Below are 15,821 nucleotides of genomic sequence, written 5' to 3'. Positions count from 1 at the left end.
TTTATTTTCCCCCTCACTAACCCTCCCCCTCCTGGGGCGGGGACTGGATGCTGTCCTTGCCCATGGCGGCGAAGCAGGGTAAAGTTCACGCTGCACAGGAAGGGAGCACATGAGAGAGGTTGGCGACAGAAACTTAATTCCGGAGGGACCGGTCAGGATCCTGGCATATGTCGGTGCAGGGCTCCTCGGCGTGTGCCTGTTCGCCTTCATCCTCCTGGAGATCTACCTCGCCACCCCGCTCCCCGCTCGCCAGATCTCTCACCTGGTAACCTCCACGCTCAACCAGCAATTCATCGTGCAGCGCGTCTCGTTTTCAGACGGCACCATTGTGTTGAGGGGGGTCCGGCTAATGAACCCGAAAGGCTTTGCCGGCCCCGACCTCGTAGCTGCCGACACCGTTGAGGTCAAGCCGCAGTGGCTCGGGTTTTTGCGGGGGGAGCGCCGGTTCGATCTTATCGCCGTCGACGGCGGTAGTGTCAACCTTCTTAAAAACGGCACCGGGGCCTGGAACTTCAGCGAACTGCAACGTAGGCTGGCCGCCAGGAAGCCGGCGAAGCCCACCCCCGAGACGGTGATCAGCAAGCTGCTGGTTCGTAACGGTGCGCTGACGGTGCAGGGGGAGGGGGTGCGAGGTCTCGATGTCAAGCTCTACAACCTCACCAGTGGAGGGTCGCGCAACGCACAGGTGGAGCTTGCCTTTGAGGATGCCGGGCATAACCGCTACCAGTTGCAAGGGACTGCTAGGCCGGGCGAGCAGGCTGCCGTTGACCTCACCCTGAGCGCGCCGATCCTGTCGTTGCGCAAGGTTGCCGGTTTAATGAAGTTGAAAAACCCGCAGCCGCTGGAAAAGGCGGGGGGCTCCCTGACGGTGAATGCTGTGCTGGCCAACGGGGAACTTCGCAGTTCAGGCACCTTCCGTTTCAGGGACGTGCTGCTGCCGGCTGCCCGCGGCAGTTATCCCATTGCCGGGACGTTGCAGTTCAACGGCACGTACACACTTGCCGAGGATCGTGCGGACCTCAATGACGCGACCCTGGCGATCGAGAAGGTTGCTCAACTCCATGCCGAGGGGAGCCTGACCGGGGTAAGAAAGGAGCGCCGCTACGCCCTGCTGTTCAGCGTGGACCAGGTCGACCTCGCCCTGCTCAACGTGCTGCTCAACGACGAGGCCCGGCGTGGCCTGCTGCTTGCCGGGAAGCTGCGCTGCGAATCTTTGCGGTTGGAGGGGACCGGCACCGGCGGTGTGGAAAGCGCAGCCGGCCTCCTGCTGCTCCAGGAGGGCTCACTCTCGAAGGGGGAGCTGCTGGTGACAGGACTTTCCGGAGAGGCAGCACTGTCGCGCAAGGGCAACGGTGTCGCCGCCGTCGGCGCTCTCGCGGTCGTCCAAGGGACGGGTGGTGCGGTCATCGAGGCACTCAATCTCCCCTTCGACCTCACGCTCTCTCCCCGGTTGAAGCCGGTGCGGGTCCAAAGCAGCGGCTTCAGCGTCCATGCATTTGGGATCCCGGTTGTCGGAGATCTCTCTTATGATCTGCAACGCCTGGAGTCGCTGTCGGCCACCCTGAGACTCGTGCAGGCGAAGCTTCCCTCACTGAACCCGTTCCTGAAACGCTACAACCTGCAGGCCAGCGCCGGCACTGCGTCAGGGACGCTAGCGCTGACCGGAAAGGGCGCGCAGGACCTGAGGCTCTCAGGCAGGATCGCCCTTGCCGACTTCGTGGGGAAACGCGGGGACGAACCGATGGCAGTAAAGGATGGGGCCGCTACCGTCGAACTGCGACAGCAGGGAGGACATCGGCAGGCGTTAGGCGAGGCGCGCATGGCCGGGATGACGGTTGGTTCCCAGCACGGCGATGCCCGTTTCGGCTACCGGGTAGAGGACGACAAGGTCAACCTGGAGGGGGTGCAGGCACGGCTGGGAACGGCAGGGCTGGTCGCCTCCCGCATCGCCGGCCGATTGCCGCATCCGGGAACCCCGGCAGGACGCACCCCGCTACAGTTTGAACTGGAGGGGGGTGCCTTGCGCCAGGGCGACCTGGAGTTGACGGGCCTATCGGGGCGGATTCAGGGGAACCTGGTCACGGCAGCTACGGAAAAATGGCTGGAGGGTTCTGCCGACGTTTCCTCCCGTGCCGTCAGCTTTAAGAATAAGGGGGGAGGGGGCGTGGTCCTCCGTGCCAGCTTTGCCAAGGCGGGTGGCCGCGCCGATTTGAGTGGCGACCTGCTGGGCGGAAAGCTCTCCGCAGAGGCTGCCTTCCGCCCCTTTGCTCTCGAGTCAGGCGTCGCATTCAAGGCTGCGCTGGATCATGCAAGCGCGGCCCAGGTGGCCTCTTTCCTGCCGGAGACCGCGACCGTCCGCCCCACCGGCGGGCAGGTGGACCTGCACGCCGCAGGAACCTACTCGGGGAAAAGGGGGCTGGAGTGCCGCTTCGATACCAAGGGGCGCGGTCTCGCCCTAGCCAAAAGCGGCAAGGCCGCACTTTCCGGGGCATCTCTCTTTCTGACGGGAAGCTACGGCGCGGGGACGCTCTCGATCGGTGAGGGGCTGTTCTCGCCTGGCAAAGGGGTTGCCCTCAGGGCGCGGGGCCAGGTGGCGGCCGCCTTCTCCCCCAAGCGTCGCGGTACCATCAGCTTTGCGCTCCCCGGGACCCCGGTCGATGTCTTGGTTGACGCGACCGTCAACCTGATGCCCCCGGCGCTCCAGGAAGCGACGGTGAAAGGGGCGGTTGCCGCGACCGGCACCCTCGACTTCCGGGACGGACGGCAATTACTGGAAGGCGGCATTGACCTGCAAGGGGGCAGTATCGAATCTCCTCCCCAGAAGCTGGCGGTCACCGGCATCAACGGCAGGATTCCGGTTTCGCTTGATCTCTCCGGCAAGAGCGCCGCGCTGCCCAAAGAGAGCAGGGAGTTCAGCAGGTCCAACTATCCGCGTGTGCTCGGCCAGTTGCGGGATCTCCCGGCGGCAGGTGACCAGCTGACGGCGGGGAAAATCGTTTTCGGCACCCTTGAGTTGGGCAAGCTCACCCTGCAACTGCGCGCCTCCCAGGGGCTCATGGAGATCTCCCCCGTGCGCACCACCCTCTACGACGGCGTCATCCTCGGGACGGGGTACCTGGCAGTGAGAGAAAAGACGACCTATCGGGCCGACCTCTTGGTGAACGGGCTCAGCCTGAAGCAGCTCTGCCGCAGCATCCCCAGCGTGCAGGGGTACATCTCGGGCCGTGTCGACGGAGTGATCAGTTTCCGGGGCATGGGAGGCGGCGTCGCGGGAATGACGGGGTTCGTCGACCTCTGGGCCCGTGAGGGGGGCGGGGAGAAGATGCTGGTCAGCAAGGAGTTCCTGCAGCGCTTGGCCAAGCAGAAGCTGAGCGGCTTCTTCCTGAGCCGGGACCGCGACTACGATCAGGCGGAGATCAAGGCGACCCTGCAGGAGGGGGACCTGACCTTCAACACGCTGAAGATCGTCAACACCAACTTTTTCGGGGTAAAGGACCTGAATGTGAACATCGCACCGACGCAGAACCGGATCGCCCTGGACCACCTGCTGGAATCGATCAAGGAGGCCGCGGTGCGTGGCAAACCCGCAACGGGCGAATCGCCCGCCGGGGCGGCACCGGCTAAACCGGAACCGGTGCCGGAGTTCAAGTGGGAAGAGTGATCCTGCTGTGTTATATTCGTGAAGTGCCGTATCTTGAGCAGACCAATGAATCCGACGGGGGTATCCCATGAAAACGAAATTGATCAAGTTGCTGCTGGCCCTTGCCTGTTTCTCCCTTGCCGCCTGCGCGGTGATCACGGTCAACGTCTACTTCCCCGAGAAGGCCGCCAAGGAGGCGTACAAGTCGCTGGACGACATGCTCCTGAAGAGTGGCGAAAAACCAGGCGCCCCTGCTACTCCCCCGGGCCTGCCGCCTGCTGCGCCCCAGGACAAACCACAGAGTCGGCTTTTTGACAGCCTGCCGCAATTTCCCCTGGTGAGTGAGGCCTATGCCGCGGATACAGACGCCGACGCGGACGCCTTGGCCGTCGAGATGTCCAGCATGCCGGAGGTCCTGAAGGCCTACGACGACATGAGCAAGCGGCTCCCCAGACTGAATGCGCTCTTCTCTAGCGGCGCGGTTGGGTTGTCGAAGCAGGCACTGGTGGTGGTCCCCCCATCAGCCAAGGGGAAACTCGCCCCCCAGGATGAGGCGCTGGTTGCTGCGGAGAACCAGAGCCGCAAGACGGTGGTAATGAGCATGGCGAAGGCCATTCTAAAGCTGCAGAAGCAAAAAGAGAGCAAAGAGGCGCTGAACCAGGTCATGGGTAAAGCGGCGGCCACCTATGCCGAGACCAAGCGGGAAGCGGCGCAGCCGGGGTGGTGGGTGCAACTGCAGAACGAACGCTGGGTGCAGAAGTAGTTCCTGGGCGGGCAATGTGAAAGCGAAAAGGCCGCAGAGTTTTTCTGGCGGCCTTTTCTTTGTCCGGAATCCGCATTGACGGGGTTCTGACGGCTGTGCAAAATTTGAACTGCTGCTCAAACTGTGAAAGTGGTCGATTTCGCACAATTTTTGAGGTGAATGGTGTGTACGGGGTGTCATGGCTGTTCAGTTGCTGGACCGGTCGTGCATCATGGATGTTAATGCGGTAGCCGGAAAACTGGTGGAGAAACAGCTATTTAAAATTTTTTCGTGCTAGCCATGAGTTTGGCACCGCTCTTGTAATAATGAAAGACAAAGCGGCACAGCAAATGCCGCTTGCCAGAAAACCCAACTTTTGCGCCGATGATGGATCTCCTTATCCTCTTGGCGCTTTTTTTTTGTTCCGGTCACGCCAGCAGCAGTCTCCCCAGCGACGCCTTTGCCGCCGATCCGGAGACGTCGGGCATGATCTCCAATTCGAGCGTAGTCACCCCGTCCAGGTCCACCTGGTATTCCTCCTGCTCCGTGGTGGTGCCGGGAGGAGCGAAAGTGAACTGCTGGCGGACGATCTCCCGGAAACTGTGGCCATGGTACTGGGCGTAGCGTAGTACGAACTCCTGGGTCCGCGATACTTCCTGTTCGTTGATCAGGAGGTAGATTCGCTTCACCTTCTGCGGAGCGTCGAACAGCAGGCGGATAATCTGCGGGCCGGACTCCGCCGCCCGCCATCCCGGGGCTCCGACCGGCTGCAAGGCTGCCTCGATGGGCTGGGACGGGTCTTCCGAGGATATTTCCACACGGGCGATGCTGTCGACATCCAACCACTGGGCACTTTGGTCGTGGTGCTGCTGGACGTGGCTTTTGACAACGGTTTTGCGCATCTGATTCTCCTGTTCCGCCGAGGCGGCGCCTGCACCGGGTGGTCCGGCACCGGCTGTAGTGGAGGGTTCAAAGCCGCAACACGGCGACCCACCAGGCGATCAAGGCCGCTTCCAGGGCTTCTCCGGAGCGGCTAGAGTTGGCCGTGATCGGCGAAGCTGTAGAACTCGTTCTCGCCGATGATAATGTGGTCCAGCACCCTGATCCCCATGATCTGACCGGCGTCGCAGAGCCGGCGCGTTACTGCCAGGTCCTCGGGGCTCGGCGCGGGGTCGCCGCTGGGGTGGTTGTGCAAAAGAATCATCGCCGCCGCAGACTGGCGCACGGCGGCGTTGAACACCTCGCGCGGGTGCACGATGCTCTGGTTCAACGATCCTTCCGAGATGAGGGCGCGGCTGATGATGCGGTTCTTGCCGTCCAGAAGCAGTGCCATGAACAGCTCGGTGTGCCGGTCCCGGTATTCGTGGTTCAGGTGCTCGAAGACCTGCGCAGCTGATGTGAAACGGTCGAAGGACTCGATGGGGCGCCGCTCCTTCTCACGGATGCGCCGGGACAGGTCGAGCGCTGCCAGTATGCTGATGGCCTTGGCGGGCCCGATTCCCTTCACCTGCTGGATCTCGCGCCAGGAGGCGTCGGCCAGCCCGCGCAGGGACTTGAACTGGAGCATCAACTCGCGCCCCAGGTCGAGGGCGCTCCGGCCGCTGGCGCTGTTGCCGCTGCCGAGGATGATGGCCAGCAGTTCCGCCTCAGAAAGCGCCGACGGGCCACGTTGCATCAGCTTCTCGCGGGGACGTTCCGTTTCGGGCCAGCATTTTATTCCGCCGCTCATGAACCGCTCCTGGTGGCGATGGGATCGATGGCAAAAAAATTAACGCTTAATAATACCCGCGGGTGCCGCGTTCGCCAGTCCGAAATCGTCGGGGTGGAGTAAACAGCACCCACCTAATTAGTTTGGACGAATTACTTATTTCATGGTTTTATATTTGCTGGGGATGTGTTATATCTCCACAGTTTGCAACTAGATACCGGCCCGCGGCCGGGACCTTTGGAGGGACTAAATGTTTGGGTTGATGCCAAAAGATGAAAAGTTTTTCGCCATGTTCAGGGAAATGTCCCACAACATTATCGAAGGAGCCCAGCTCCTGAAGGACATGCTGGACAACTTTGACGACCCTGTGGCCAGCCAGCGCAAGATAAAGGACGTCGAGCACAAGGGCGACACCATCACCCACGATATCATCAAGAAGCTGAACAAGAGCTTCATCACCCCGTTCGATCGTGAGGACATCTACGCACTCTCCGCCGCTCTGGACGACATCCTCGACCTGATCGACGCCTCCGCACAGCGCTTCGTCATGTACAACGTGCAGAAGCCCACGCCGGAGTCCAAGGAACTCGCCTTCCTGATCCTGAAGTCCTGCCAGACCATCGACAAGACCGTCGCCGTCCTGGGGGGCAAGCTCGAGCCGATCAGCGCCTACTGCATCGAGGTGAACGCCCTGGAGAACGAGGCGGACCGCGTCTGCCGCGAGGCGATCAGCCGTCTCTTCGCAGAGGAGAAGGACCCGATCCAGCTCATCAAGTGGAAAGAGATTTACGAGACGCTGGAGACCGCAACCGACAAGTGCGAGGATGCCGCGAACATCCTGGAAAGCGTGGTGGTAAAAAATGCCTGAGGTCACACTGGTCCTGCTGGTGGCCGTCATCGGCGCGGCCCTGTTGTTCGACTACATCAACGGCTTCCACGATACCGCGAACGCCATTGCCACCTGTGTCTCCACCCGCGCGCTCACCGTCAGGACGGCGATCTTCATGGCAGCCGGCCTGAACTTCCTAGGTGCGATGATCTCGACCAAGGTTGCGGCGACCATCGGCAAGGGGATCGTCGATGCCAACAACATCACGCAGATGGTGGTGCTGGCCGGTATCCTGGGCGCCATCATCTGGAACCTGATCACCTGGTACTACGGTCTTCCCTCCTCCTCCTCGCACGCCATCATCGGCGGCCTGGTAGGATCGGTGGTGGCCCATGCCGGCAGCGGCGCGCTGCACTGGGCCGGCCTCAAGAAGATCATCACGGTGCTGATCGTATCCCCGATCGTTGGCGCCTTCTTCGGCTTCATGTTCATGGTCGGTATGATGTGGGCCTTCAGGAACAGAGCACCCTACAACCTGAACAAGTCGTTCCGCAAGCTGCAGATCCTCTCCGCTGCGGTCATGGCCTTCTCCCACGGCACCGCCGACGCCCAGAAGTCGATGGGTGTCATCACCATGGCGCTGGTCAGCTACGGCTCCCTCGCCACCTTCGAGGTGCCTAACTGGGTCAAGATGTCGTGTGCTATCGCCATGGGCCTTGGCACCGCAGCGGGCGGGTGGAGGATCATCAAGACCGTCGGCCACGACTTCGTGAAACTGCAACCGGTGCACGGCTTCTGCGTGGAAACCGCTTCGGCGGGCGTCATCCTGGGGGCTTCGGCCATGGGCCTTCCCACCAGTACCACCCACGTGATCACCTCGTCCATCCTGGGGGTCGGCCTGACCAAAAGGATCTCCGCGGTGAACTGGGGCGTCGCCTACCGCATCGTCACGGCATGGGTGATCACCATCCCGGCTTCTGGCTTTGTCGGGTTTGTCAGTTACATCGTGTTGTCGCCATTCCTGGGTAAGTAACGGGGGGGGAGACATCGGGAAAGGGTCGGGGGCGGTCTGTGGACTGCTCCCGATTTTTTTTGGCTATTCCAGTTCTTCGCCCACCTCGGTCATCTCCTTGGCCAGCTCGGCCTGGGCGGCGTCTTTGGCACGGAAGCGGAGCACGAGGTAATAGCAGAGGAAATAGGCGATGATGGCGGCGAAGAAGCCGAGGATCGAGGAGCCGAGGATCAGGGACTTGGCGTAGCGCTCCAGGTTGTGCCACTCGAGACCCGCGGCAACCGGGAGATCCTTGATGGGGCGGCCGCGCAGGAAGGCGCCCAGCTTATAGCTGATCCCGAGGATGGGAACCACGGTGATCGGGGTGTTGACCCAGGCTCCGGTGATGCAGGTAAGTTTGTTGAGTCTCAGGAGAAAGGCTGCCGCAATGGCAAGGGGAGTGTGCAGGCCGAAAAACGGGGTGAAGCTGATGAAGACACCGACCGCGAATCCGGCGGCGATATGCCCGGGATGGCTGTCCAGCGACAGGATGCCATAGATCTTTTTTTTCCAGTGCTCTTTGTTCAGCAACAGTCACCTCGAGTTGGCGCTCAGTCTAAAGTTCGGACCAGCCTTTGTCAATGAGTTTGACTGCTCTGGCTCTTTAAGAAAATTGCCACAGGTGGGGAAACGTGTTAGTATCCTTGCCTTTACTAAACAAATAGACGGAATCCGTTATGCGTAAGGAACTGCTCAAAAAGGTAAAGAGAATCGTGGTAAAGATCGGCTCCGGCGTCCTGACCTGCGAGGATAACGGCATCGATCCGGCTTTCCTGGACGGTCTCGCCTCGCAGATTGCGGGGTTGCGCGCGAAGGGCATCGAGGTGGTCGTGGTCTCCTCTGGTGCCGTGGCTGCGGGGCGTCCGGCGCTGGGTCTGCCGGACCGGCCGAAGACCCTGCCGCAGAAGCAGGCGGCGGCCGCTATCGGTCAGTCGCGCCTGATGCGCGCCTACGAGGAGGCCTTCTCCGCCTACGATCTCAAGGTCGCCCAGATCCTCTTGACCCGCGACGACCTCGCTAACCGGCGCCGTTTCCAGAACGCCCGCGGCACGCTCGACACGCTGCTCTCCTGCGACATCGTCCCCGTCATTAACGAGAACGACACCGTCGTGGTGGACGAGCTGAAGTTCGGCGACAACGACAACCTTTCCGCCCTGGTCACCAACCTGGTCGAGGCGCAGCTCCTCTTGATCATGACCGACATCGACGGCCTCTACACCTCCGACCCGCGCACCGACCCCAACGCCACCCTGATCCACCAGGTGGGCGCGGTAACACGGGAAATGGAGCGCGGCGCGGGGGGGAGCGGCACCAACGTCGGCACCGGGGGGATGGCGACCAAGCTCGCCGCCGCCAAGAAGGTGGTGAAGTCGGGCGTGGCAGCCATCATCTTTGCGGGCAAGGGAGACGGCAACCTGGCGCGAGTCATGAACGGCGAACTGCTCGGCACCCTGTTCCTGCCCGCGGGCGAATCGTTGAACCGGCGCAAGCACTGGATCGCCTTCACTATCAAACCGGCCGGGAGCCTGGTGGTGGACGCCGGAGCGCGGGGGGCGCTGGCCACCCACGGCAAGAGCCTGCTCCCCTCGGGGATCGCGAAAGTGGAGGGGCGCTTCGACCGCGGCGCCTGCGTGAGGGTCGTGGACCCGGACGGGGTGGAGTTTGCGCGCGGCATCGTGGATTACTCCAGCCAGGAGATCGAGAAGATCAGCCGCCACAAGAGCAACGAGATCGAGCAGATCCTCGGTTTCCGCTACGGCGATGATGTCATTCACCGCGACAATCTCGTCCTGCTGTAAAACAAGACGCTTTAACAGGGATAAAAGGGATACAGGGGATAAAACCGAAACAATAAATTATTGGTTTTCCCAGCCTTTCCGCTTTCATCCCTTTTATCCCTTTTATCCCTGTTAATTGCCTTAGGGCTTCTTACGGAGGTACGTATGTCAGTAGCCGAACAGATCCGCAGCATCGCAGTCGAGGCCAGGCAGGCTTCCTTCGCCATGGCGAAACTCTCCTCCGCAGTGAAGAACGAGCTCCTGCTGGACATGGCGCAGGGGCTGATCAACAACGCAGAGGAGATCGTCGCCGAGAACAAAAAGGATCTTGCTGCCGGCAAGGAGCGGGGGCTTTCCTCCGCCATGCTGGACCGCCTTATGCTGAACGAGGCGCGCATCAAGGGGATGGCCGACGCCATCCGCGAGGTCGCCGCGCTCCCGGACCCGGTGGGCGAGGTGACCGGCATGTGGAAGCGCCCCAACGACCTCATGGTCGGCAAGATGCGCATCCCGTTGGGCGTGATCGGCATCATTTACGAGTCCCGCCCCAACGTCACCTCCGACGCGGCCGCCCTCTGCCTGAAGAGCGGCAACGCCGTAGTGCTGCGCGGTGGCTCCGAGGCGATCCACTCCAACCTGGCCATCGCCACCGTGCTCAAAGGCGAGTTGGCCAAGCGCAACATCCCGGCCGCGGCGCTCTCCCTGATCCCGTTCACCGAACGTGAAGGGGTCACCGAGATGCTCAAACAGGAAGAGTTCATCGACGTCATCATCCCGAGGGGGGGCGAGAGCCTGATCCGCTTCGTGGTCGAAAATTCCAAGATCCCGGTCATCAAGCATTACAAGGGGGTCTGCCACATCTTCGTGGACGCCTCGGCCGACTTCGCGATGGCGCGCGAGATCATCATCAACGCCAAGGTGCAGCGCCCCGGCGTCTGCAACGCCCTGGAGACGCTGCTGATCCACAAGGACATCGCCGATAAGTTCGTGCCGTTCATCTATCAGGCGCTCGACGCGCAGAAGGTCGAGATCCGCGGTGACGAAACCTTCCGCAGCTTCGCGCCGCAGGCCGTGCCGGCCACCGAGGACGACTGGTACGCCGAGTACCTGGAGCTGATCCTGGCGGCACGCGTGGTGGACGGGATGGATGCCGCCATCGACCACATCAACCGTTACTGCTCGCTGCACACCGAGTCGATCATCACCGGCGACTACGGCAACGCGCAGCGTTTCATCCGCGAGGTCAACTCGGGCGTGGTCATGGTGAACGCATCGACACGCTTCTCCGACGGGAACCAGTTAGGTCTGGGTGCCGAAATCGGCATCTCTACGACGAAGCTGCACTCCTTCGGCCCGATGGGGCTTACCGACCTGACCACGACCAAGTTCATCGTGTACGGCTCAGGTCAGGTGAGGCCTTAAAGACAACAATGAAAACGGGGATTCTGGGGGGGACCTTCAACCCCATCCATAACGCGCACCTGCGCATCGCCGAGGAGGCGCGCGACCTGTTCCAACTGGACCGGGTTGTCTTCATCCCCGCCGCCACGCCGCCGCACAAGCCGCAGGTGGGGGAACTCTCCTTCGCCAGTCGGCTGGATATGGTGCGCCTGGCGGTCGCGGGGAACCCCAAGTTCGAGGTCTCCGACATGGAGGCGGTGCGCGGCGGGCGCTCCTATTCGGTGGACACGCTGCGCCAATTGCACGCGGAACGACCTGACGACGAGCTTTTCTTCATCGTCGGGGCCGACTCCTTCAACGACATCTCCACTTGGCACCAGTACCAGGCCATCTTCGGCCTGTGCAACATCGTCAGCGTGCAGCGTCCCGGTTCCACCATCGCCAGTCTCGCCCAGGCCCTCCCTGTTGCCATAAGTGGGGAGTTCTGTTATGATTCGGCGGCTAAACGCCTGAACCACAGTTCAGGCCACTGTGTCTACGCGCTCGATGGGGTGCTGCTTGATATCTCATCCAGCCATATCCGGCAGCTGGTCAAAGCCGGCCGCTCGATCCGGTACCTCCTTCCCGAGGCGGTCGAGCACTACATAAAGGAACAAGGGTTATACGTTGATGCAAGATAAGGAAGTAATGATTCCGGCCGTGGAACGCGCCGTGAAATGTGCGGCTTTCGCCCTGGACAAGAAGGCCCTCGACGTCAAAGTGCTCGAGATCAAGAAGATTTCCAGCATCGCCGACTACCTGGTGCTGGCCACCGGGCGCTCCGACCGCCAGGTGCAGGCCATGGCGGACTCGGTTAAGCAGGGACTCAAGCCGATCGACAAGGCTATCGACACCGAGGGGTACGACGAGGGGCGCTGGGTGGTGGTCGACTTCGGCGACGTGATCGTGCACCTGTTCCAGGAAGAGGTGCGCAAGATCTACAACCTGGACGAGCTCTGGAGCCGTGCTCCGCAGATCGAGATCCCCGAGGAATATCTCTGGGAGCATAAAGAGAAATGAGACTGAAGCTCCTTTGGGTCGGCAAGACCCAGGAGAGCTGGGTCCGCACTGGCATCGAAGAGTACGCGGGAAGGGTCAGGCGGTACGCACCGCTGGAGATCCTGGAAGCCCGCGAGGAAAAAGGGGCGCAGGCCGCAACCATGCGGGAGCGCGAATGTGAGCGCCTTGCCAAGCTGATCCCCAAGGGGGGTAAGCTGGTGCTCCTGGACGAGAGGGGGGAGCAGATGAGTTCCCCTGAACTCGCCACCTTCCTGTCCAGGAATCGTGACCAGGGGACCCAGGACCTGGTCTTCGCCATCGGTGGGGCCTACGGCTTCACTGACAGCTTCCGGGCCCAGGCTTTCAAAACCATTTCGCTCTCCCGCATGACGCTCACCCACCAGATGGTGAGGGTGTTCCTGCTGGAGCAGATCTACCGCGGCTTCACCATCATTAATGGTGAACCGTATCATCATGAGTAGGTAACTGGTTGTTTCAAAGGTGAAGACGTTCTGCTTCACCTTTTTTAATTGGATCTAATAACTCTAATGAGGGAGAAATGCCATGCCGAAAAAGCCTCTGCTCTTGATGATCCTCGACGGCTGGGGGATCAACCCCGAACAGGAAGCCAACGCCGTCGCCCAAGCAAAAACACCCAACATGAACCGGCTCACCGCCGAATACCCCTCCGGCCAGATTGACGGCTCCGGCCTCGCGGTCGGTCTCCCATCCGGGCAGATGGGTAACTCCGAGGTCGGGCACACCAACATCGGTGCCGGCCGCGTGGTCTACCAGGACCTGACCCGGATCAGCAAGTCGATCAGCGATGGCGATTTCTTCACCAACCCGGCATTGCTGGACTGCATGGCCAAGGCGAAGGCGGGAAGTGGCAGGCTGCACCTGGCGGGGCTTCTCTCCGACGGCGGGGTACATTCCCACAACACCCACCTCTATGCGCTGATCGACATGGCGAAGCGGCAGGGCGTCTCCCAGGTTTTCGTGCACTGCCTCATGGACGGCCGCGACACCCCGCCCCAGAGTGGCGCCGACTACATCCAGCAGCTGGAGGATGAGATCAAACGCATCGGGTTCGGCAAGATAGCGACGGTGATCGGGCGCTACTACGCCATGGACCGTGACAACCGCTGGGACCGCGTGGAGAAGGCATACCGCGCCATGGTTCTCGGGGAAGGGAACCCGTACGCCAGCGCCGATGCCGCTATGAAGCAAAGTTACGCCGACGGGGTCACCGACGAGTTTGTGCTGCCGAGTGTCATCATGGCGGGCGGCGAGCCGGTGGGCAGGCTCTCCGACGGCGACGGCTTCATCTTCTTCAACTTCCGCTCCGACCGCGCCCGCGAGATCACCCGCGCCTTCACCGATCCGCAGTTCAACGGCTTTCAGCGAGAGGTGTGGCCCAAGCTTGCCTCGTACGTCTGCATGACCTCTTACGATGAAACCTTCGGCCTTCCCATCGCCTTCGGACCGGAGGACCTGGCCAACATCTTCCCGGAAGTGATCAGCAACGCCGGACTGACCCAGTTGAGGATCGCCGAGACCGAGAAGTACGCCCATGTTACCTTCTTCTTCAATGGCGGCCGCGAGGAGGCCTTTCCCGGCGAAGACCGCGCCCTGATCCCGTCGCCCAAGGAAGTCGCCACCTACGACCAGAAGCCGGAGATGAGCGCGTACCTCGTCACCGAGGAACTGATGAAGCGGCTCGACGAGGACAAGTACGACGTCATCATCCTCAATTTTGCCAACGCGGACATGGTCGGTCACACCGGCATCTTCTCCGCAGCGGTCAAGGCGGTGGAGGCAGTGGACGAGTGCGTGGGCAAGCTGGTGGAGAAGGTGCGCGCCAAGGGTGGCATCACCATCATCACCGCCGACCACGGCAACGCCGAGATGATGCAGGACGACCAGGGTGGACCGCACACGGCGCATACCTGCGACATGGCGCCGGTGGTGCTGGTGGATGACGCCAGGAAGGGTGTCAAGCTGAGGACCGGCGTTCTTGCCGACTTGGCGCCGACCATGCTGGAACTCCTCGCCCTGCCGCAACCGCCGGAGATGACCGGGAAGAGTTTGCTGGCGTAGTTGGTAACCCCGTCTGACCAGTCAAACTGAAGAGAAGCAGAGAAGGAGAGAAGACCATGAAAATTTTGGCAATCAACGGCAGCCCCCGCGGCATGAACGGCACCACGGGGCGCCTTTTGGAAGAGGTATTGGCTGGAGCGGTGCAGGCGGGTGCCGACATCGAAATCGTCTCGCTTTCGGAGACCCCGATCAAGCCGTGCGTGGCCTGCGACGCCTGTCACAAGGTGGGCATCTGCCCGGTGAAGGACGAGTACGAGACCATCAAGGATAAGCTCCTGGCGGCCGACGCCTTCATCCTGGCGACCCCAAACTACCTCCTGAGCATCACCGCCCAGTTGAAGGCATTCCTGGATCGCTGCAACGGCCTCATTCACCTCACGGCGTTGGAAGGGAAATACTCGGCCCTGGTGGAGACCTCCGGCGGTGGCGGCGACGAGGAGCCGCTGGAGTACATGCAGCGCATCGTCAACGCCATGGGTGCCCAGAACGTCGGCAGCATCGGCACTCCGGGCGCGGGGCCGCGCATGTTCCCGGACCAGGAGGCGCTGTTCCAGAAGGCGCGCGCCTTGGGCAAGGACCTTTGCGACAGCGTGCGCGAAAAGCGCTCCTTCCCGGAGCAGGACCAGTTCCGCAACGGCTTCAAGGAGCGCATGAGCCATCTGATCGGCTTCATGGGCGAGTGCTGGCCCTATGAGAAGGAGTACCTGGCTAAAAGGTAAGCGTGCTAGCTGACACCCATCTCCTCCCCCCGGAGGGGGGAGGTTGGGAGGGGGGCATGCGGCGGATAGACCCCTCCCTGCCCCTCCCCCTCTGGGGGCGGGGACGCTCCGAGCGACGAGCGTAACAATTTGCGGATAAAGACGGGTACTGGAGGCAGTCATGAGCAATACCGAAGAGTTGAACACCTGGGCCTACGCCCACAAATGCCAGAAGGCAGTAGAAAACCTGAAGAAGAACGGTTTCGACGCGCTTTACTGCCATAACGGCGAAGAGGTCTTCCACTACATCGTCAACGAGGCGTCCGAGGCGAAAAGCGTCGGCTTCGGCGGCTCCCTTTCCATCGCGGACCTGAAGCTCTCCGACAAGCTGAAGGGGATGGGCAAGGAGATCCTGAACCACGGCGCGCCGGGGCTTACGCCGGAGGAGAAACTGGCGATCACCAGGCGCCAGCTCACCTGCGACCTTTTCCTGACCGGCAGCAACGCGGTTACCCTCTCCGGTGTCCTGGTCAACATCGACGGCAACGGCAACCGCGCCGCCGCCATGTTCTTCGGGCCTCAGAAGGTGATCGTGGTGGTGGGCCGCAACAAGCTGGTGGACGGCAGCATCGAGGACGCGGTGCAGCGCATCCGGACCTACGCGTCGCCGCCCAATGCCAAGAGGCTGAACCTCTCCACCCCCTGTACCACCACCGGCTTCTGTTCCGACTGCAACTCCCCGCAGCGCATCTGCCGCGTGACCACGATCATTGAGAAGAAGCCCAGGAACACCGACATCAAGGTCCTGGTGGTTAACGAGGACATGGGACTGTAAC

General features: G+C 61.8%; 15 protein-coding genes. 12 read left to right on the top strand and 3 right to left on the bottom strand.

Annotated features, from left to right (window positions below; translation table 11 throughout):
• The first annotated feature begins 109 nt into the window (after positions 1-109).
• Positions 110-3,661 carry a DUF748 domain-containing protein gene (locus K7R21_RS12970; protein WP_224983729.1) on the top strand — a complete coding sequence of 1,184 codons (3,552 nt, stop codon included), beginning with the start codon at positions 110-112 and terminating at the stop codon, positions 3,659-3,661.
• A 67-nt stretch (positions 3,662-3,728) separates the two neighbouring features.
• Complete coding sequence (locus K7R21_RS12965) at positions 3,729-4,403, top strand: DUF1318 domain-containing protein (protein WP_224983728.1); 675 nt, start codon at positions 3,729-3,731, stop codon at positions 4,401-4,403.
• 407 nt (positions 4,404-4,810) lie between these two features.
• Here K7R21_RS12965 and K7R21_RS12960 read toward each other — a convergent pair whose 3' ends face one another.
• Positions 4,811-5,284, bottom strand: a complete 474-nt coding sequence (locus K7R21_RS12960) for a hypothetical protein (RefSeq protein WP_224983727.1) — start codon at positions 5,282-5,284, stop codon at positions 4,811-4,813.
• Positions 5,285-5,415: 131 nt separating this feature from the next.
• Positions 5,416-6,111: a RadC family protein gene (gene radC / locus K7R21_RS12955; protein WP_224983726.1), complete on the bottom strand. Its 696-nt coding sequence runs from the start codon at positions 6,109-6,111 to the stop codon at positions 5,416-5,418.
• A gap of 229 nt (positions 6,112-6,340) precedes the next feature.
• Between radC and K7R21_RS12950 the strand changes: the two genes are divergently transcribed.
• Together K7R21_RS12950 and K7R21_RS12945 are read left to right on the top strand one after the other, a co-directional pair.
• Positions 6,341-6,958: a DUF47 domain-containing protein gene (locus tag K7R21_RS12950; RefSeq protein WP_199390205.1), complete on the top strand. Its 618-nt coding sequence runs from the start codon at positions 6,341-6,343 to the stop codon at positions 6,956-6,958.
• Positions 6,951-7,952: an inorganic phosphate transporter gene (locus K7R21_RS12945; RefSeq protein WP_224983725.1), complete on the top strand. Its 1,002-nt coding sequence runs from the start codon at positions 6,951-6,953 to the stop codon at positions 7,950-7,952. The genes K7R21_RS12950 and K7R21_RS12945 overlap by 8 nt, the downstream gene beginning before the upstream one ends.
• A gap of 63 nt (positions 7,953-8,015) precedes the next feature.
• Here the strand turns inward: K7R21_RS12945 and K7R21_RS12940 are convergent, their stop codons facing one another.
• Positions 8,016-8,501 carry a DUF2062 domain-containing protein gene (locus tag K7R21_RS12940; protein WP_224983724.1) on the bottom strand — a complete coding sequence of 162 codons (486 nt, stop codon included), beginning with the start codon at positions 8,499-8,501 and terminating at the stop codon, positions 8,016-8,018.
• 146 nt (positions 8,502-8,647) lie between these two features.
• Between K7R21_RS12940 and proB the strand changes: the two genes are divergently transcribed.
• From proB to K7R21_RS12900, 8 genes are all read left to right on the top strand, one after another.
• Positions 8,648-9,769 (top strand): glutamate 5-kinase, encoded by a 1,122-nt coding sequence (proB, locus tag K7R21_RS12935; RefSeq protein ID WP_224983723.1) that lies wholly within the window; start codon positions 8,648-8,650, stop codon positions 9,767-9,769.
• A 114-nt stretch (positions 9,770-9,883) separates the two neighbouring features.
• Positions 9,884-11,170, top strand: coding sequence for a glutamate-5-semialdehyde dehydrogenase (locus K7R21_RS12930; protein WP_404813671.1), 1,287 nt, complete (start codon positions 9,884-9,886; stop codon positions 11,168-11,170).
• Between the two features lie 8 nt (positions 11,171-11,178).
• Positions 11,179-11,829: a nicotinate-nucleotide adenylyltransferase gene (gene nadD / locus K7R21_RS12925; protein WP_224983721.1), complete on the top strand. Its 651-nt coding sequence runs from the start codon at positions 11,179-11,181 to the stop codon at positions 11,827-11,829.
• Positions 11,819-12,208: a ribosome silencing factor gene (gene rsfS, locus K7R21_RS12920; protein ID WP_224983720.1), complete on the top strand. Its 390-nt coding sequence runs from the start codon at positions 11,819-11,821 to the stop codon at positions 12,206-12,208. The genes nadD and rsfS overlap by 11 nt, the downstream gene beginning before the upstream one ends.
• Positions 12,205-12,669 carry a 23S rRNA (pseudouridine(1915)-N(3))-methyltransferase RlmH gene (locus K7R21_RS12915; RefSeq protein ID WP_224983719.1) on the top strand — a complete coding sequence of 155 codons (465 nt, stop codon included), beginning with the start codon at positions 12,205-12,207 and terminating at the stop codon, positions 12,667-12,669. The genes rsfS and K7R21_RS12915 overlap by 4 nt, the downstream gene beginning before the upstream one ends.
• 82 nt (positions 12,670-12,751) lie before the next feature.
• Positions 12,752-14,287, top strand: a complete 1,536-nt coding sequence (gene gpmI / locus K7R21_RS12910; RefSeq protein ID WP_224983718.1) for a 2,3-bisphosphoglycerate-independent phosphoglycerate mutase — start codon at positions 12,752-12,754, stop codon at positions 14,285-14,287.
• 56 nt (positions 14,288-14,343) lie between these two features.
• Positions 14,344-15,006, top strand: coding sequence for a flavodoxin family protein (locus tag K7R21_RS12905; RefSeq protein WP_224983717.1), 663 nt, complete (start codon positions 14,344-14,346; stop codon positions 15,004-15,006).
• Positions 15,007-15,166: 160 nt separating this feature from the next.
• The gene (locus K7R21_RS12900; RefSeq protein ID WP_224983716.1) at positions 15,167-15,820 is read left to right on the top strand and encodes a lactate utilization protein; all 654 of its coding nucleotides are present in this window, start codon (positions 15,167-15,169) and stop codon (positions 15,818-15,820) included.
• The last annotated feature ends 1 nt before the right edge of the window (position 15,821 follow it).

Source organism: Geomonas agri (genome assembly GCF_020179605.1).
Classification (GTDB): Bacteria; Desulfobacterota; Desulfuromonadia; order Geobacterales; family Geobacteraceae; genus Geomonas; species Geomonas agri.
Note: the sequence above shows the minus strand (reverse complement) of the source record. Positions and strands in the feature narration are given on the sequence as shown.